Raw genomic sequence first — 18,037 nt, 5'->3', positions numbered from 1 at the left:
GACGGCTGATCCTTCGTACCCAAAAGCGCACCTACCAGCACAAATACCGTGCCCCCACTGGGATTCGAACCCAGACTTGGCGGATTTTAAGTCCGCTGCCTCTGCCAATTGGGCTATGGGGGCCCTCGCAGCGAAGAGCCTATTTCAGCTCGCTCACCACACCACCGTCGCACAGCTCGACGAGCTGGCTGGCGGTCCACGCCGGGGCGACGCCGGGCGCACGCAACAGGTACTGCACCTGCTCGTCCGCGGTCCAGCCGAACGTCTCGCCGAGTCCGTCCAGCATCGTATGAACGTAGGCCGCCGATGGCGGTGCGGGGTCGAGGTTCTGCAGGGACGTGATGGTGAACATGGGCAACCCGTCCCGCTCCCCCACGTGCAGCAGGGTCTCGTAGGCAGCCGACGGTAGTGCCCATCGACGGTCGACCCCGCTGCCCAACGCCAGATCGCTGCCGACCGGGCGCCTGGTTTCCTGGGCGACGACGTCGCTGAGCTGTCCGAAGCTCAGCAGGTACGCCCGCGCGGCCAGCTCGCCATCGGCACGCGGGTCGAAGAAGGCGATGCCCCCACCCCAGACCGTGGAACTACCCGCAAAGGTGAGACCACCGGCCAGGCGAATCCCGACGTCGCGAACGGGTGGCGATGGGTCACGACATCCCAGGTAGGTGCGACGGGCGCCTCGCGGTCGTCCACCCGAGAGGTAGCAGCCGAAACGCGCCGCATTCATGTTCGATCCGTAGGCGACGTACCAGACCGGATCCTCGGTTGCCAGAAGCAGATTCAACCGACGACGCAGCCTTCCTCGAGCGCCACTCCCGCCTCCCGAAGGAGGACGGACTGTGCTTCTTCATAGATCCGCCGCGCCTCTTCGGGGTTGTCTCCCACCGCGGTCAGGCCGACGCGACCGCATTCGGTCAGGCAGCTGATCATGTGGAACACCACGCCGGTGCGGCGGGCCTGGTCGAAGTGCAGGCCGTGGTTGACGACGATGTCGAAGAGGTCCGTGACGGTCAGTCCCTTGAGTCGTTCGTCCTCGAGGTGGTCGGTCGCGACCAAGTACTTGGTGCTGCCGCTGGGGGTCAGGAAGACCCCGCGCTCACCGTCGTAGCTCCCGTCGGTGAGGAACTGCAGCGTCAGGAACGGATGGGTGGTCCCGCCCTTGCGGAGATTCAGCTCGATCGCATACGGCGTCCAGGCGCCGCTCTCGTCTTGCACGACAACGAAATCCACCGCGAACCGCCCGAGCACACCGAGCCCCGCGAGATGCTGTCCGATCACCATCGCGGGCTCCGCGATCGCCGCGGCGTAAGCGGGATCGGCGGGGAACACGCAGCCGAGATACTTCTGGCCGCTCCTACCGCCGAGGAGCTGGTCATGGGTGGACAGCAGTTCGACGGTTCCGTCCGGCAACGCACGCATCTGGACGCTGGGGCTGGTCAGTGTGACTCCGGTGATCCGCTCCTCGACGATGCCGCCGTGCTTCTCGAACGAGGCGAGATACACCTCGAGGGCAAGGTTTTCGGCCTCTAGTTGCATGCCGAGAATACGGTCTTTGATCGCGGTCGCCTCGTCCGGCGAGCCCGCGGCAGGCAGCCCAGTCAGGTCCACCAGAGCGTTACCGGCACCCGAGACACCCTCGTTGAGCTTCACGATCGCCTGATCGAGTGAGGGCCGCCTCGTGCGCATGCCCTGTACGGCGGCCACGATCTCATCGACCGTGTGGAGGTCCTCCGCTCCAACCGGGCACGGCACCTCGAGCTCCTCGAACATCCTGCGGCAGCCGGTCTTGCTGCCGAGGTCCGCCAGCCGGGGATCCGCGCCGTACATCGGAAGACCGAGGGACAGCGCGACGTCCCGCTCGAGCGGTGTGGTGTTGTAGGGGATCAGGTGACTTCGGGCCGCGTTGGGGATCAGGTTCCGAATCTCGCGCAGAAGTCGTGGTCGTGCAAGCAGTTTCGCGCTGAGCGGGATCGCGGACGCGTCACCGACCGGGATCAGCGTGAGCCGCGCCCTGGCATGGCTGGGAATCACTCCGGGCAGCAGCCCGAGGTAGTATTCCACGATCGCCTCGGACACCGGCTGCGAGGTCACGTAGATCATGCGTAGCTGCGGTTGGCGCAACAGCAGCAGCAGGAACAGTGCGCGTTCCTCCATCGCCTGCATGATGGTGCCGCTCCCGGGGGTTCTTCGCTCGATGCTGATCGAGGGCACCACGACGACCGATTCGTCGTCGAAGCCGAGCCGCATCGACTCCCACACGGTCGACATCGTTCGTTGCAGATCGTCGAAGACGCCGTAGCGCTCTGATTCGTCGAGCTGCGACAGACGTCGACCCGCGGTCGGTTGGTCGGAAACCTGTAGTTGTGTCATGACCTCACCTACTTGTCGTGTACTGCACTGATGTTGTGGACCCGCACTGAGCGGCTGAATCCCTTGGGCTGCAGGTCGCCGATCACTTCCGAGACGCATACGTGCTCGACGGCGGCGAGCACGCGATCGCTAACCAGTACCTGCCAGCCTCGGGCTTCGGCGCACAGCCGGGCGGCGCGATTGGTGACACTGCCGATGGCCGAGTAGTCGAAGCGGCCCTCGAAGCCGATCCTGCCGAGAGTCGCGAAGCCCTGGTCAATTCCGATTCCAACCGCGAGATCATGGCCCTTGCGGAGCCAGCCCGCGGAAAGCTCGCGCACGGCGTCCCGGATGTCGATCGACATCCGAACCGCACGGTCCGCTGCGTCATCGCACGGGATCGGGTCGTTGAAGAACACCATGACCCCATCACCGGTGAACCGCTCCAGCGTGCCTTCGTAGGCGTGGACCAACGCCCCGATGGCGCGGTGATGCTCGCCCAAAACGCTCATCACCTCTTCGGGCTCGCTGGCTTCCGCGAAGGGGGTGAAGTTCCTGAGATCGGTGAAGACCACCACGATCTCGCGGCGGTGGCTGCCGAGGAGGGTCTCGTCGCCGACCACCAGATCGGCGAGTTGAGGCGACAGGAAGCGGCGCAGGCGGTTGGTGCGTTCCAACTCGGCCACCTGCTGGGCGACCCGTGTCTCGAGCTCGGTGTTCCATTCGGTCAGCTCGTCGGCCTGCCGCCGGATGGTGTCGTGGTACCGCTTGATCCGTGCCAACGACGCCACCCGCGCCAGCAGCTCACTCTTGTCGAACGGTTTGGTGACGAAGTCGTCGGCACCCGACTCGAGTGCGGCCAGACGTTGTTCACTTCCACTGGCCGTAATCATCACGACCGGAAGGAATTCCGTCGCCGGCGTGGCTCGAATCCTCCGGCAGACCTCGTGGCCGTCCATGCCTGGCATCACTATGTCGAGCAGGACGAGGTCGACGTCCTCGGTCGCGAGCAATGCGAGCGCTTCCGCTCCCGACGGCGCGGGGAGAACTCGATATCCGCGAGGCGTCAGGACTGCGTCGAGGAGTCTCAGGTTGGCCGGCTCGTCGTCGACGGCCAGTGCAGTGACCGGGATGTCCATCAGACCGCCCGCCTGTTGATGAACGCCTCGACCTGGCCCGGCAGTTCTCGCACGCTGATCGGCTTCTCGACGAATCCGTCGAAGCCGGCCAGAGAGGCTCGCTCCCGGTCTTCGGCCATTGCGAAGGCGGTGACGGCGACCACCGGTACGTCCCGTCCGAGGCTGCCCTCTCTCATCCTGCGCAGCGTCTCGGTTCCGTCGATGCCGGGGAGTTGCAGATCCATCAGCACCAGATCAGGGGGATCCTGCTGGGCGACGCGGAGACCTTCCTCCCCTGATTGGGCCTCGCTGACGTCGTACCCGGCGAACTGGAGAACGTCGCGAACCAGCTTGAGATTCAACGGATTGTCCTCCACCACGAGGATTCTGCGAGGTGTCACGTCGACTCCCCCAGGACACCCAGACGCCTCAGCGCATCGACGAGCTCGTCGCGACTAATTGGCTTGAGTAGATACTCATCCGCGCCGAGCGCCAGACCTCGGGGCCGATCGTCGACGACGGAGGCGATGACCACCGGGATGGCGGCGGTGACGGGGTCTGCCTTGAGCTCGGCCAGTACCTCCCAGCCGTCGAGCCGTGGCAGCTTGATGTCAAGCACAACGGCTACCGGCGGCACCCTGCGGATCAGCTCGAGAGCCTCGACGCCGTCACGGGCGCGCAGCACCCTAGTCCCTGAACCATCGAGGTAGGCAGAGAAAAGATCCAGCGACGCCCGATCGTCGTCGACGAGGACGACGACGGGAAGCTTGTCGTGCTCGGGGGAAGCGACATCGTCCTCCTGCTCCGGCAGGCCCGGGACCGAGAAGCCGAATGTGCTTCCGACACCGGGCGTGCTCTCCAGCCACATCCGGCCTCCCCACAGACCGACGAACCGTCGTGACAGCGTCAGTCCAAGACCGGTGCCCTCCTCCTTCGGAGCCCCCCGGCGGCCTTGCTGGAAGGACTCGAAGATCCGTTCCTGGTCCTCGGGAGGCACCCCGATGCCGGTGTCAGTGACTGTGACCACGAGGTCGGTCGCCTCGCGGTACGCGCGGACGGAAACGCTGCCGCCGTCTGGCGTGAACTTGACGGCGTTGGACACCAGATTGAGCGCCACCTGTTTGAACTTCAGCTCGTCAGCGTCGATCGTCCCGATGTCGTCACCGACCTCCACCGTGACGGCGATCGCGTGCTGAGTCGCGCGTTCGCGGACCATTTTCAGTATGTAATCCAGGGCGCTGTCCACCCCGAACGTGCTTGGCTCGAGCACCATCTGACCCGCTTCGACCTTCGACAGGTCGAGGACCTCGTTGAGCAGCGAGAGGAGGTGCCTGCCCGAGTTCAAGATGTCGTGCAGGTACTCGTCTTGGCGCTCGTTGATCTCGCCGAACATCCGATCCAGCAGCACCTCGGAGAAGCCGATCACCGCGTTCAGCGGGGTCCGCAGTTCGTGGGACATGCTGGCCAGGAAGTCCGACTTGTGTTGGCTGGCGATCTCGAGTTCCTTGGTCTTCGTCTGCAGCTCCCCGAACAAGCGCGCGTTGACGATGGCCAGCGCCGACTGGCTGGCGAAGGTCTGGAGCAGCTCGGTCATGTCGGGCGGGAAGGCGCCCGTGCTCCTGCGCCGGATCACCAGTACGCCCACCATCTTGTCGCCGCGCAGCATGGGAACCGCGAGCACTGAGCGCCAGCCGTCCCTGAACAGGATCTCCAGATGGGGGTCGAGCTCTGCCTGAGCCAGGTCGGGAACCTCTTGCGGCCGGTGGGCGAGCGCTGCCCGACCCACCAACGTCGAATCCCGGCGGATGGTGATCGCCCGCAACTGTTCCACTAGGTCAGGGCTGCTGCCGGAGACGGCACGGACCTGGAACGAGTCGTCCGACTCGTCGTACTCCATGATCGATCCGCCGTCGGTTTCGGTGAGCCGCACGGCGTTGCTGACGATCCGGTCCAGGACCTCGTCGCGGTCGAGGCTCGAGCCGACGGCCTCGCCTACTTCACGGAGAGCCTCCAGCTGCGCAACCTTGCTGGCCAGCTCGGCCCCCCTGGACTCGAGTCGCAACGCGATCGCACCCTGGGCGGCGAATTCCTCGAGGAGCTCGGTTTCACGGTCGTCGAAGGGCTTGACGTCGGTCCTCCACATGGAGAGCACCCCGACGACCTCGTCCTGGAGAATCATCGGCGTGGAGAGAAGGGTGCGAAAATTGGTGAGTTTCTGGAGGTCGTGGCGTCCGTACTCCGCGTCGTTGAGCACGTCGGCAATCTGATTGGTACGCATGTCCTCCGCCGCGCGCCCGACCGTCGACGATCGGTTCCTGGCAATCGGGTGGTCCTGCAGGTAGGTGCGGTAGTACTCCGGGGTCTCACCGGAGACTCGCTTGACGCGGAACACGTCGCCGTCGAGGAGGAACAGCTGGACGGCCTGCGCTCCGCACAGGCGTGCGGCGTACGCGAGGACGGTGTCGAGTACTTCGCCTGGGTTGTCGGCCGCACGGCCAAGCGCCGCGAGGATGTCGCGGCTCGCCGCGGACTGATGGCGGGCGTCCCGTAAGTCCTGGAACTGGCGGGCCGAGTCCCTGGTGATGCGTGTAGTGCGAGACGAGCGTTCGCTTGAATCGGCCACAATCCCCCCTTCCGGACCTCGTCACACTCTGTGCATTAAACGCTGGTCGGGGCAACGCAGGTGCGGGTTCACAGTCAGAGCACGGACCCGGCCACCTGCGCGTCCGATCGGATGTCAGCAGGTGAGGTCGACGTAGACGGTCTTGCTGATCATCGTGGTGACGAGGTCGTCCCAGGATCCGGGATTGCCGGATCCGGTATCGGTGCGCGAGAACGTCTGACCAGGGCGAACTGAGTTGATCGTGCACTGATCCAGTGGGGCGGTGCCGGTGCGATTCACGACGACCTGCAAGCCCTGCGCGCGCAGCTGGTTGATCGTGGCATCGACCGACGATGGGCCGGCCGGGGCCGCGTTGGCGGGCGCGGTCAATCCGACGGCTGCCGCGGTGAGCGCGCCGGCAGCGAGGGAAGCGATGAGTTTCTTCATGGTTCTGCCTTTCTCGTGTTCCTATGCGGATTCAGTTGTCTTGCAGTAACTCCGCAATGGAATCGTCGCTCGCGTCCGGTGGAACGAGACCAGTAGCGCGCTACTGCAATCTCGCCCGAGGTGGGCGCAGTACTACTTAGCCGCGACGCTGAGCAGCGCCGATGGCGTTCAGGGCCTGTGGCGGCGTAGCAGGTTGGCGAGTTCGTCGCGGCTGGTGGTTCCGGTCTTTTTCATGGCCCGGTGGATGTGGCTTTCGACTGTGCGTACCGAGAGACTCAGTCGCTCGGCGATTGCGCGGTTCGACAATCCGTCGGCGATCAACATGCCGATCTCACGTTCGCGATCGGTCAGCGGCAGCTGCTCGCTGGACTGACGAAGCGCGGGGGTGCTGGCGCCGCCGCATTGTTCAGCCAGTTCGTCCGCGCGTGTCGAACATGCCAACGCCGATCCGCGAAGGTCGTGGCGGCGATATCCGGTGGCGGCATGTGCGGCCGCATCTACGGCCGCGACGAGGTCGCCCATCCGCTCGAATTCCTCTGACACCGCGGACAATTCCGCGGCATCCCCGTCTCGCATCGCCTCGGCGAACCGGGCAGCAAGGCCGACGCGTGGCCCCTCGACGATCGCCTCGAGCTCGCGCAACCGGGGGGCGCCCGAACGGTCCCCGAACTGGGTGGCGGTCTGCAGGCAGCTCACTTCCGCCGCGAATTGACCGCTCGCTCCGGCCCTTTCGGCCGCCGACAGCAGGATGGTGATCCCCTCGCTGACGGCGCCCTGACCGGCGGCCAGCCACGCGCGGGCCAGGCTCCGCTCGTAGTCCAGCGACCGGAATGGACGTCGCAGCTCATCGAGCGCGGCAAGCGCAGCGGCCGCCTCGCCCGTTGCACCGCGGATGGCGAGGGCAGTCGAGCGTGGGAAGTGATACCGGTATCCCCAGCCGAGGGCGTGACCCGAAGCCGACAATGCCACTGCCGCCTGCTCGAGCATCGTGGACGCGGTGTCCAGGTGGCCGGCACCCAGCGCGGCCCGACCGGCCACCGCGGCGCCGAGCAAGTGTGCCGCTCCCGGGAGATCGGCTGCTTGCTCGTGCACCCGCTCGGCCACCTCGACGGCCTCGGTGACCCGGCCGGACAGCAACAGCGCACTGACGTGCGCATCGGCGATGTTGAACCTCATCTGCGGAGCGTCGAAAGAGCGTGTCGCAACGGTGTATCCGGCGTCGGCGACGGCCACCGCGTCGGTGGTGCGCCCGGCATCCGCGGATATGGCAGCGAGCGCCCAGGCAATCTCGGCGTCGACGACGGCGGGCAGGTCATCCAGCGCAAGCCGTTCCGACGCCTGCGTGGCCAAACCCGGCTGGTCCACCGCAAACCAGTACACCGTGAGGAAGGCATCGATATAACTGCGAGCCTGCGGTGATGTGGTGCGCGACGCGTCGTCGATGAGCTCCTTCGCGCGCACGGGGTCGGCAAGCACCCAGAGCATGTTGCTGGCCCGCAGGAACGCAAATCTGGCGCGGTCGACGTCGGTCAACTGGCTGGTGGGAATCTCGGCGAGCAGCACTTCGGCCGCTTCGCCACGGCTGAGCCACGAGAGTGCGTGCGCACGAACGAAGTTCGCTTCCGGCCCCGCTCCAGCACCGATCGCCGCTTGCGCCAGTCGATCGGCGAGCGGTAGATCCGCCAGCCACACCGCACCGTGGGCTGCCCTGACGAGCAGGTCTGCGTCGGGTGTGAGGTCGGAGTCGATACTCAGTGTGGCGCGGCGCACCACGACCCCAACGTCGTCGCAATCATCGGCTGTGGCCAGTTCGGTGGCGACCAATCCGCGCAGTCGCCGCAGCCGGACGGGCGCCGCACGTTTCCTGCGCACCTCACCGTAGAGGGGATGCGCAACACGCACCTCGACACCGCCAACGGCGGGCTCCAGCATGATCAGGCCACGCGTGTCCGCCTCCTCGACCGCCGCCGGATCAGTGATCCTGGTCAGGGTCGCCAGCCCGATCGGCTCCCCCACGGCCAGCGCATCGATCACATCGGCGACCGGCGCGGGCAGGTCCCCGATGCGGGATTCGATCAGCTCAACCAGCCCCGGCGCCACGATCGGGTCACCGGTCCACCGCCAGCGGCTTTTCCCGTCGCTTCGCTCGCCCCGGTACCCGTCCACCAACTCGAGCCGACCGTCGGCGACCTCCTGCTCGACGATGTTGCGCAGATACAAGGCGTTGCCGCGAGTCAGCGTCCACAGCCGCGCAGCGGCGTCCGGATCCAGCGATCCGCCCAACGTGGCCGAGATCAGGTTCACGGCTTCGTCGAGCGACAGCGGCTGCAGCTCGAGCCGGTCGAATTGGCCGCCCCGCCAAATCTCCTGTACCGCGGTGGGAATCGGTTCACCGTCGCGCACGGTGAGCACCAGTTTCGCCGCGCCGCGCTGCACGATCTGCTCCACGACGAATGTCGACAGGTCATCGAGCAGATGCACGTCATCGACACCGACCACCACCGTGGTGCCCGCGGGCGCGGCCGTCAGCGACTCGATCACCCCGCGCACCAACTGAACGGTGTCGGTGATCCCCGACTGTTCCCACGCCGTGAAGGCACCCAGTGGAAGTGTCCGCGCCGAGGACGTGCCGACCGCCCACCGGCTTTCGCAGCCCCGCGCTACCGCAGCCGCCAACGCCTCACGCGCAATCCGGCTCTTTCCCACCCCTGCCGCCCCACCCACCACGATCCCGGAGACGTCCGGATCCGAGACGGCGGCCTCAATGGCACGCATCTCCTCCGAACGGCCGGTCAACGGCCACGACAAGCGCACTATTACCGGCCTCGCACCACCGTGATCGTGGTCCACGCACCGACGTGGATGCGATCGCCGTCGTTGAGTGGGGTCTCCTCGCCGCTCTCCAGGAGGTCATCGCTGCCGTTGAGGCTCGTGCCGTTGGTCGATCCGATGTCGGTGATGGTGAGCCCCGAATCGCGGATCCGCAGCACCGCATGTTGTGAGGAGACGCCGCGGTCGGCGGGGTGGATGCCGAGATCGATCTCGGGTTGCACGCCCTGGTTGCGGTTCTGCCTGCCGATCAATGCGGTGTTGGTCTGCAACGTGATTCGGCGTTCCGGGAAGTACGGCGGGAAGTCGACCGTATCGGGGCCTCCGCGGGTGAGGACGCGTTCGTAGAACTCCGGGTCGGCAGCGACGACGACGGTCCACACCACGCCGCCCTGCTGCGGGGGCGGCACTGAACCGGACCTGGCCGGTTCGGGCAACGCCGAGTCGTGCCCGCACGATTCACAGAACCGGCCGCTGACCGGCGCCTCGCACGCGGGACACTTCCTCACCCCGGCCGAGGGTGCCGGAGTGGGCAGTGCTGCAGGAGTTCCCAAGGGGGACCCGCAGACGTCGCAGTAGTCCTCGGCAACTGAGGCGTGGCCTTCGATGCAGGTCGGCATCAGTCCTCCTTCCGCACCCGGGCGGTCCTGGTCGATCGCGCATCCAGGGCCATCTCGTCGGCCGCCGCCACCTCGCGTCGCAGCCGGGCCGTGCCGGTCCGCTCGTCGACCTCGATGACCCCTCTGAGCAGCTTGGCCGTTCCGTCGTTGCCCGACTCCACGGCGAGTTCCATCGCCCGCTGCAATTTCGCCGTTGCGGTCGGGACGTCGCCGCTCTTGCGTGCGCTCAAACCCTCCTGGACGGCTTGCGCCAGCTCCGCCTGGCCGGTGTAGTGCGCCACCCGCCGGCTGATCTGAGCCGACTTCTCGGTGTCGGCGGTCCACACCGCGTTCACCAAGCCCTCGCCCACAACCTGCTCCCCCGCAACGACACTCACCCGCGCGGCCAGCTTCTCGCGTCCGGCCGCGGCGGGTTCGACCTCGACCTGGATGTGGTAGTCGCGGTCCTCGGCGCCCCACGACCCCAGCGGATAGTCACCGCGCTGGTTCCCCGCCTCGACCCGGCGGTGCGTCAGGTCTTCCACGGTCGGCGCGACCTGCTTGACGAACGCAATCCGGGCGCCTGCGGGTGTCCACATGCGCAGGGTCAGGTCGGGTATCGACTTGCCCATCGACGTCCGCATCATGTCGGCGAAGTCGTCCGCCAGATCCGTGGGATCGGCGACGATGTCCACGGTGCCCAGCAGCGCGGACGAGATCGCACGCAGCTCCTCGACGTGCCACTTGGTGCCCACTCCCCTGCAATCGCAGGTGAATTGGCCCTCGCTGAGTGCGATCTCCTGCCGCATCTGCTCGGGGGTCTCGTGCTCGTCCTTGCCGTCGGTGAGCAGGATCGCGTGCGTGAGCATCCCCGGGTGCCCGACCACGATTCCGCGGACGTGGGCGAGCCAGGTGCCCATCGCCGTGCCACCGCCGGGCCGCAGGCCGTCGACGGCGCGCTTCGCCTCCACCCTGGTCGCGGCGCTCGCCGGAGTCGGCCATCCGTCGTCGGGGTAGACGGCACTTGCCTTTTCGGTGCCCGCGATGATCGTGAAGTACGTACCGTCGACGAGCTCGTCGATCGCGGCGGCGGTCGCGCGTTTGGCCGCATCGAACTTGCCGATGGGTGACTGCATCGAGGTCGAGCAGTCGATGATGATGGCCTCGAGCCGATCCGGTGGCGCGGCCACCGCAGCAACCACGTCGTCCCCCGCGGTGATGCTGACGATCGCGTCGACCGTCCCGGTCCCCTCCGCAAGATAGGGATTGTGGTCGACGTCAACGGAAATGCCAGATACCTCAGGCGAACTCATGAACTCCTCCGATCGGGAACACCACGACGGTGATGTTGTCGTGGCCACCGCACTGCAACGCATGCCCGACGAGCGCACGTGCCGCCGCAGCCGGTTCGACACCGGTACAGAACCGTGCGATGTCGGCCGGTTCGGGCAGATAATTCCAGAGTCCGTCCGAGCACAACAAGAGCCAACCAGGCCCCGCGGTGGTGACCGTGAGCACGCTCGAATCCGACCACGGCTTCGGTTCCGCGTCGGCGCCGAGCCAACGGGTCAGAGTGTGAGCGCCGCGCTGCACCACCTCCGATTCGGCCGACGCACCGCCCGCGATCAGTTCTTGGGACAACGAATCGTCGACGGTCAGCTGTTGGGGAGGCGTCGGCTCCTCGGGGAACCAGTACGCCCTGCTGTCGCCGACGTTCCCGACCGTAATCTGCAGTGTCCCTTCAGGGGTCGGGACGACGGCCGCCGCGGTGTACGTGCACGACGGCGGGTTCGACGGATCCGTTCCCGCCGTCGCCGCAGCATTCGCCGCTGCGACCAGACCTGCCAGCACGACGGCGCGCCCCCTGCCTGCCGCGGCGAGCGCCGCGAGCATCGCATCGACGCCCGCCTTCGACGCGGCCACGGCGGCGATCTGTGGGTCACCCGACGTGGAGACGCCGTCACACACGGCGAGGGCAACGGCGTACGGGCGCTCCGTGCCGCCGTCGACCACCATTCCCGCCGCGGCGGCGTCCTCGTTGCGGGCGTGTTCGATGCCACGGTCGGTGATCAACACGATGGCACCGAGTTCCGTCTCGTCCCGATCGGGTTCGGCCCTGCGGTGACCGCACACCGTGCAGTATTCGTCGACGAAGGTCGCGTTGCCACAATCGGAGCACGGCGCCTCGGCGCCTTCAATGGCGTCTCGGCCTCGCGGGATGGCGACCCGGCGGATGTCCGACAACGTTGCGCCGCAGCTCCCACAGAACCGGTCCGCGCTGTCCCCGATCGCAGCGCAATGCGGGCACGCCGCCTGCTCCTTGGGAGCCGGAAGGCCGGTGACATCAAACCCAGTCATACCCGTGTCCTCGGCCGAATCGCATTTGCCTTCTCCACCAACGCGATGCGCTCCCACGTGCCGGTCGTCTCGTGCGCCAATTCGCGGTAGCAGTGTTCCATCCCGGTCCGGATGCCGGGTTCGTCGAAGTCCTCGCCGAGAAACCGCGCGGCCTTGGGCGTGTTCCCCGCCTGCAGCCAGCCGAGCGCCGCACCGAGCGCGAGCCGCCGGATCGTTGCCCGTTTGGCCGCCGACTCCAGGGTCAATGCCGAGGCACGCTTTCCGGCATCGAGCAACGTGCGCTCGTTCAGGTCCTTGGGTGTTCGGCCGTCGAGCAGGATCTCGATCGCGATCGCGGCCGCGGTGGCGAAATGCGCCGACTCAGTGGGGACCTGGTCCAGCGCCGTGATCCCGCCGACCCGGTCACCCGCCCGGGCACGCTGCCGCGCCAGTCCGAACGCGGCGCTGACGTAGCTGTGGTCGGTCCGCCAAACCATCTCGTAGTAGCGCGCAGCGTCATCGTGCGCGTCGCGTAATTCGGCGGTGGCAGCGATCGCCAGTTTGGGGGTGAGTTCGCCGGGCAACTCGGCCAGCACCGCAGTGAAATCGGCGGCGGCCTTGTCGAATTCGCCCTCCAGCAGTGCGCATTGTCCGCCGTACCAGGTCAGCCGCCAGTCTCCGGACATCACCGACTCCAGCTCGGCAAGCCGCTTCCTGGCGTCCTTTGGGGCACCGATCTCGAGCGACGCGCGGACCAGTCGCAGCGGTATCTCAACCGAGGAACTCTTCGCTTGGTTCTCGCCGCCTCGGGCCAGGTGCAGCGCGTGCTCGAGTTGGGCGGGCGGCGTGCCGCTGGTGGTAGCCAGCAGTGCGGCGCCGGAGTCGCTCGGGTCGACCACGGGGACCGACAGTGCCGCGATCACGTCAGCGGGTTCGACCGGCACGTCCCGGCCCGCGCCGTAGACCGCGCGCTGCGGACTGAAGTAGCTCGACATTCGGGGCTGCGCAATGTTGGTGTCTGCGGCCGCGATCTCGTGCAGCACCCCGGTCAGCTGGTCGGCCATCTCCGCCATCGACGCGAACCGTCGCTCCGGATCGGCGTCGGTGGCGCGGAGAATCGCGCGGTACAACGATTCGTGCTTCGCCAGCACCGGCACCGTCGCGGGCCCGGGTAGCTGCTCGACGAAGTGTCCCTTCTCCTGCGGAACGTCCATCACCAGAACGGCAAGCGTCCGGCCGACCGTGTAGACGTCGCTGGCGACGGTGGGGCCGGTCCTGGCGATGTCGGGCGCCTGATATCCGACGGTCCCGAAGATCGCGCTTTCCTCGTCGTCCATGGCGATCACCGCACCAAGGTCGATGAGCTTGAGCTGCTCGTCGGTCTGCATCACATTGTCCGGCTTGAAGTCGCAGTACGCGAGGCCCTGCGTGTGCAGGTAGTCCAACGCGGGAGCGATCTCGATGATGTAGGCGACAGCCTGGTCCGGCGGAAGAGGACCACCCCGCCCCTTGCGGATCTGCTTCAGCGACTTGCCGCCCACGTACTCCATCACGATGTATCCGACGGGGACGCCGCCCTCGTCGGGATGCTCGACGAAGTTGTAGACGTGCACGATGTTCGGGTGATCGACGTTCGAGAGCGTGTTGACCTCAGCGGCGGCGGCGGCCATCGCGTCGGCATCACTGGAGTTCAGTAGGCCCTTGAGCACCACCCAGCGGTTGTCGAGTTTGCGGTCGATCGCCAGGTAGATCCAGCCGAGTCCGCCGTGCGCGATGCAACCCTGCACCTCATACTGTCCGCCCACCAGGTCCCCGCGAGAAAGCTTGGGCACGAACGAGTATCGCGTGCCGCATTGGGTGCAGAAGCCTTGGGTGAGCCCGGGCTGTCCGTCCCGTTCACGCCCGACGGGCTTGTTGCATTCGGGGTTGCCGCAGAATCGGCTACCCTCCGGCACCTGCGGGTTGGTCATGATCGCGGCGGCTGGATCGCCCTTCGGTATGCGCGGCATCGCGACGACCCCGGCGCCGAGGCGGCCGCGAGTGCTGGCAGACTTCGACGACCCGCTGCGAGCTGTTCGCGCCGATCGGGCGCTCGGACTGCTCTCTGCCCTCGCTGTCGCCGGCGGTTCCGGCGGAGCGGTCGTGGGCACGGTGCCGCAGACGTCGCAGTAGCCGCCGACGACGGTCCCCTCGCATCCGGGTTCGGCGCACGTCATGTCGTCTTCCCCTGCTTCTGCATGATCATATGCTGGAAGTCCGTGATCGCCCGGGTCACGGCGCGGAGATCGCACGGCTTTCGTGACACCAGGCCGGCAGCGATCCGGCCGGACGCCAACAGATCTGGGTCCTCCCCAAGCCCGAGCCGGGCCGCCTTTGCCTGGTATGCCGTCAGCCGCCCCGACAGTTCGCTGCGACGGTCCAGCAGGCCCTGCGCGAGCTGTTCGTCCTCGCCAACGACCCGCAGTGCCGCCTCGATCCGTTGCCGCAGCGACCGTAGCGCCGCCGGATCCGTTGCGGTGATGGACTTGAGCTCCACGCGCAGGTCCGGTTCGGCATCGGCGTGCACCGGTAGCGGCCCGGACACCACCCTCTGTTCGGCGTGCGCGCGTACCCGTGCCGCTCGCTGTGTCGCGTCGCGCAGCGCATCCAGCTGCAAGGCCGTCGCCGCAAGGACATCGGGCCAATTCCCTTGCAGCGCAGCCAGCTCAGCGAGTTCGGTTGATCGGCGTTCGATATCGTCCTCGATGGCGCCGATGCGCCGCTCGACTTCATGCAGGGTCAACGAGAGCGGATCGGTCGCGGAAACAGCCAGCAGGTCGCCGATCTCCTTCGGGCCTGCCGCGCCCGCCTCGTCGAGCCGGTCCTGCACCGGCGCGAGCCGTTCCGCGACCAGCGAGTTGACTCGGTCGACGGAGTCGAAGAACTCCGCCACCGCAGGGTAGTCGGCGCGCATCCGATCCACGATGCCGGCGAGCCCAACCGACTCGACCGTTTCAGCGGGACCCGTGATCGTGCGCTGAGCCAACGGGATTCGCTGGCGCGATACTTCGAGCGGACGCCCGAACAGCAATCTCGTCAACTCGGCGCGATCGTCGTCATCCGGCTTCGATCGGCGTGCCCGCACCGTCCGCGCGGAGTCCAGGATCGACGTCATCCGGCCCAAGTCCTCCCACAATTGCGCGAACGTCTTCTCGATCACAGCCCATCGTTGCGCGGTCATGCCCGTCGGTTCATAGCGACGCACGTGCTCCAGTCCCTGGTGGCTTTCCAGCTCGATCAACGTCGCCGACATGGCTGCGACTTCCTTGGTGCGCGAGGCGAGTTCGCGATCGATCGCTTCGGTGCCTTCCTCGGTCATGATCAGTTCCGGTACCGCGGCATCGGCGGACCGGGCGACGGTCCGAGGGCGACCAGCAGATCCTTGTCGTAGAGGCGCTCCCATGTACCGTCGTCACGGATCTGCTCGAGGACTGCGTTGACGAACCCGACCAGGTCGCTGTTCTCTTTCTTGACGCCGACGCCGTACGGCTCGACGCTCATGTCGGGACCGACCACTTCCACGTTCGGGTCCTGCTTTGCAAGGCCCTTCAGCACCACATCGTCGGTGCTGATTGCGTCGACCTGTCCTTGCTGGAGCAGCAGCAGGCAGTCTGTCCAGGTACTCACACCAAACAGCGTCGGCCTGGGGTTCAGCGCGAACAATCTCGACAGTGAGGTGGTGCCCGACACCGCACACACCCGCTTGCCCGTAAGTGCGGCGGGAGAATCGATTCCTGAACCTTTCATGGCGAGGATGCGTTGGTGGGCGGTGTAGTACACCGTGGAGAAGTCGACGCTTTCCTTGCGGGCGCAGGTGATCGTGTAGGTCCGGACCACGAGGTCGACCAAACCCGACTGCAAGGCCGATTCCCGTTGGCTCGCATCGACCACACGCGGATCAATGCGGTCCGGATCGCCGAAGATGCGGCGGGCAATCTCTTTGGCGAGGTCGATATCGAAGCCCTCCGGCTGGCCCGAAGCCGGATTTCGAGAGCCGAAGAAATACGTGTTCTGGTCGACACCGACGATAAGCCGGCCGCGCTTGGCGATCTCCGCCATCGTCGAACCCGGTGGCATGGCGCCAGGAGCAGGCAACGGCCCCGGGCGCAGGCTGGCCTCGGGATCGCCGCAGTCTGTATTTACGGCATCCGGGGCGGTCGTGACGTACTGCGTACCCGATGGCAACACCGCGACCGGCGAGACCGTCACCGGCGCAGGCGACGCCGAGGATTCGCATCCGGCGGCGGCGAGCGCAAGTGCGAACAGCGTTGTCGCAATTAGGACTCTCACAGGAACTCCTTGAGCCGTGGCCACAAACCGACGACAGCCGCCACTGCAGCGGCCACCATCATCACGAGCGTCCCTGTTGGACTCCACGCCAACCGCGTCCCCGCTGCAGACACCCGATCGCGGAGCGTGGCACGCGTTTGTTCGATCTCGCTGCGCAAGCTGGCTTCGACGGCGGTGAATTGTGCGGCCGAAGCGCCGGGATCGGTGCCGATCGCCTGCGTAACCGCGGCAGAGTAATCACCGCCCAAGTACGCCTCCATCTGCTTGTGGTGGCTGGCGGTCCATTTCGCGACGCCGTCCGCTGCGGCGGACGATCCCGTGCCCAGGTGGGTGCGCAGATCGTCGATATGGCCATTGAACGATGCTTCACTTGCGGTCGCGTCGCCACGCGCGATCAGCTGCAGGGTCTCGTCGGTCCGGGCCTGCTGCGCGAGGATGCGAGCCTTCGCGAGCTGTTCGAACCTCGCGGTGCCCTCGGCTCGGCTGTCCTCTATGGAGCTTGCCGCCAAGCGAGTGGCCACGACGATCCACGCGATGACCAGCACCACTACGGCCGCGGCGACGACGAGCCCGATGTTGAACTGCCGGTTCGTGCGGCCACTGAGCATCACCGAGCCGACGCCGACGGCCACCAGGACCAGCACCAGCAATACGAGGCCGACTATCGGCGCCGAGCCGACGGCGCGCTGGTCGTCGTCGACCCCGGCAAGATCGCCGGTGAAGATCCTCTCGGCACCGGGAAGCAGCGTGGTCTGCATCAACCACGACGCTTCCCGTAGGTAGGCGGACCCGACGGGGAGCAGCTGCCGGTTGTTCGCCCGCGCCGACTCAACCAGCCCCGTGTACGCAGCCAGTTGGGCCGATATCTCCGCCACCGCCTTGCGGGTATCCGCATCGGTGGCTCCCGCACTCGTATCCGCCAGTGCCGATGCGGCGTCCGCAAGGGCTTGCTGATACTTCGCCCGCTGCGGGGGTGTCTCGATCCCGGAGAGGTATGCCGTTGCTGCGGCGGCGTCGGCGGCCGACAGGGCGGCGTACAGGTTCTGCGCTGCGTAGGCGAGCGGCTCGGAATGGTCGAGTACGGCGTTGCGCTCGGCGATCCGCCCGTCGAGCTGCGCCCCACACACCAACCCAGCGATCACGCAGCCCGCCGTAACGGCGACCGCGATCACGGCGACGACACCAGGTGTCGTGCGGGCAAAACGTCGCAGCCACGCCACAGAAGCCCGCGCGTCCAGCGTGCGCGGAGCGCCCATCTCGATCCACTCCCCTCCCCCAGAGCGTGATCGTAACCGCAGATAGTGCCCCGGTCGCGGGCAATGATTGATTCAGATTAGCTTCTCTGGGGCGCTTCGCTCTCCACCGTGGTGATCGAAAATTGTGCGCGCCGGTTGCGGTTGCGGACGGGGTCTGCGCTGGTATAGCGG

General features: G+C 66.8%; 15 protein-coding genes and 1 tRNA gene. 1 reads left to right on the top strand and 15 read right to left on the bottom strand.

The window, feature by feature from the left end:
- Positions 1-49: 49 nt before the first annotated feature.
- From HNP02_RS35520 to HNP02_RS35455, 14 genes are all read right to left on the bottom strand, one after another.
- Positions 50-123, bottom strand: a tRNA-Leu gene (locus HNP02_RS35520).
- A gap of 16 nt (positions 124-139) precedes the next feature.
- Positions 140-784, bottom strand: a complete 645-nt coding sequence (locus HNP02_RS35515; protein ID WP_184445355.1) for a histone deacetylase — start codon at positions 782-784, stop codon at positions 140-142.
- Positions 781-2,370: a peptide ligase PGM1-related protein gene (locus HNP02_RS35510; RefSeq protein WP_184445354.1), complete on the bottom strand. Its 1,590-nt coding sequence runs from the start codon at positions 2,368-2,370 to the stop codon at positions 781-783. Before HNP02_RS35510 ends, HNP02_RS35515 begins: the two co-directional genes overlap by 4 nt.
- Before the next feature lie 8 nt (positions 2,371-2,378).
- Entirely contained in the window at positions 2,379-3,488 is a 1,110-nt protein-coding gene (locus tag HNP02_RS35505; RefSeq protein WP_184445353.1) for an adenylate/guanylate cyclase domain-containing protein, read from the bottom strand.
- On the bottom strand, positions 3,488-3,868 hold the full coding sequence (locus HNP02_RS35500) for a response regulator (RefSeq protein WP_184445352.1): 381 nt from the start codon (positions 3,866-3,868) through the stop codon (positions 3,488-3,490). Before HNP02_RS35500 ends, HNP02_RS35505 begins: the two co-directional genes overlap by 1 nt.
- Positions 3,865-6,090 (bottom strand): GAF domain-containing protein, encoded by a 2,226-nt coding sequence (locus HNP02_RS43885; protein WP_184445351.1) that lies wholly within the window; start codon positions 6,088-6,090, stop codon positions 3,865-3,867. Before HNP02_RS43885 ends, HNP02_RS35500 begins: the two co-directional genes overlap by 4 nt.
- A gap of 114 nt (positions 6,091-6,204) precedes the next feature.
- Positions 6,205-6,516, bottom strand: a complete 312-nt coding sequence (locus tag HNP02_RS35490; RefSeq protein WP_184445350.1) for a hypothetical protein — start codon at positions 6,514-6,516, stop codon at positions 6,205-6,207.
- A gap of 168 nt (positions 6,517-6,684) precedes the next feature.
- Complete coding sequence (locus HNP02_RS35485; protein ID WP_375373745.1) at positions 6,685-9,330, bottom strand: LuxR C-terminal-related transcriptional regulator; 2,646 nt, start codon at positions 9,328-9,330, stop codon at positions 6,685-6,687.
- Between the two features lie 2 nt (positions 9,331-9,332).
- Positions 9,333-9,965: an FHA domain-containing protein gene (locus HNP02_RS35480; RefSeq protein WP_184445348.1), complete on the bottom strand. Its 633-nt coding sequence runs from the start codon at positions 9,963-9,965 to the stop codon at positions 9,333-9,335.
- Positions 9,965-11,257 carry a VWA domain-containing protein gene (locus HNP02_RS35475; RefSeq protein WP_184445347.1) on the bottom strand — a complete coding sequence of 431 codons (1,293 nt, stop codon included), beginning with the start codon at positions 11,255-11,257 and terminating at the stop codon, positions 9,965-9,967. Before HNP02_RS35475 ends, HNP02_RS35480 begins: the two co-directional genes overlap by 1 nt.
- Entirely contained in the window at positions 11,244-12,302 is a 1,059-nt protein-coding gene (locus HNP02_RS35470; RefSeq protein WP_184445346.1) for a zinc ribbon domain-containing protein, read from the bottom strand. Before HNP02_RS35470 ends, HNP02_RS35475 begins: the two co-directional genes overlap by 14 nt.
- Positions 12,299-14,497, bottom strand: a complete 2,199-nt coding sequence (locus HNP02_RS35465; protein WP_184445345.1) for a serine/threonine-protein kinase — start codon at positions 14,495-14,497, stop codon at positions 12,299-12,301. The genes HNP02_RS35470 and HNP02_RS35465 overlap by 4 nt, the downstream gene beginning before the upstream one ends.
- Positions 14,494-15,639 carry a hypothetical protein gene (locus HNP02_RS35460; protein ID WP_184445344.1) on the bottom strand — a complete coding sequence of 382 codons (1,146 nt, stop codon included), beginning with the start codon at positions 15,637-15,639 and terminating at the stop codon, positions 14,494-14,496. The genes HNP02_RS35465 and HNP02_RS35460 overlap by 4 nt, the downstream gene beginning before the upstream one ends.
- Before the next feature lie 2 nt (positions 15,640-15,641).
- Positions 15,642-16,379, bottom strand: a complete 738-nt coding sequence (locus tag HNP02_RS35455) for a glutamate ABC transporter substrate-binding protein (protein WP_255507339.1) — start codon at positions 16,377-16,379, stop codon at positions 15,642-15,644.
- Here HNP02_RS35455 and HNP02_RS43210 point away from each other — a divergent pair.
- Positions 16,363-16,623 (top strand): hypothetical protein, encoded by a 261-nt coding sequence (locus tag HNP02_RS43210; protein WP_255507338.1) that lies wholly within the window; start codon positions 16,363-16,365, stop codon positions 16,621-16,623. The two genes, HNP02_RS35455 and HNP02_RS43210, sit on opposite strands and share 17 nt — an antisense overlap.
- Here HNP02_RS43210 and HNP02_RS35450 read toward each other — a convergent pair.
- Complete coding sequence (locus HNP02_RS35450) at positions 16,607-17,866, bottom strand: hypothetical protein (protein ID WP_255507337.1); 1,260 nt, start codon at positions 17,864-17,866, stop codon at positions 16,607-16,609. The genes HNP02_RS43210 and HNP02_RS35450 overlap by 17 nt on opposite strands.
- Positions 17,867-18,037: the final 171 nt, after the last annotated feature.

Source organism: Mycobacterium sp. AZCC_0083 (genome assembly GCF_014202335.1).
In the GTDB taxonomy this organism is placed as follows: Bacteria; Actinomycetota; Actinomycetes; order Mycobacteriales; family Mycobacteriaceae; genus Mycobacterium.
Note: the sequence above shows the minus strand (reverse complement) of the source record. Positions and strands in the feature narration are given on the sequence as shown.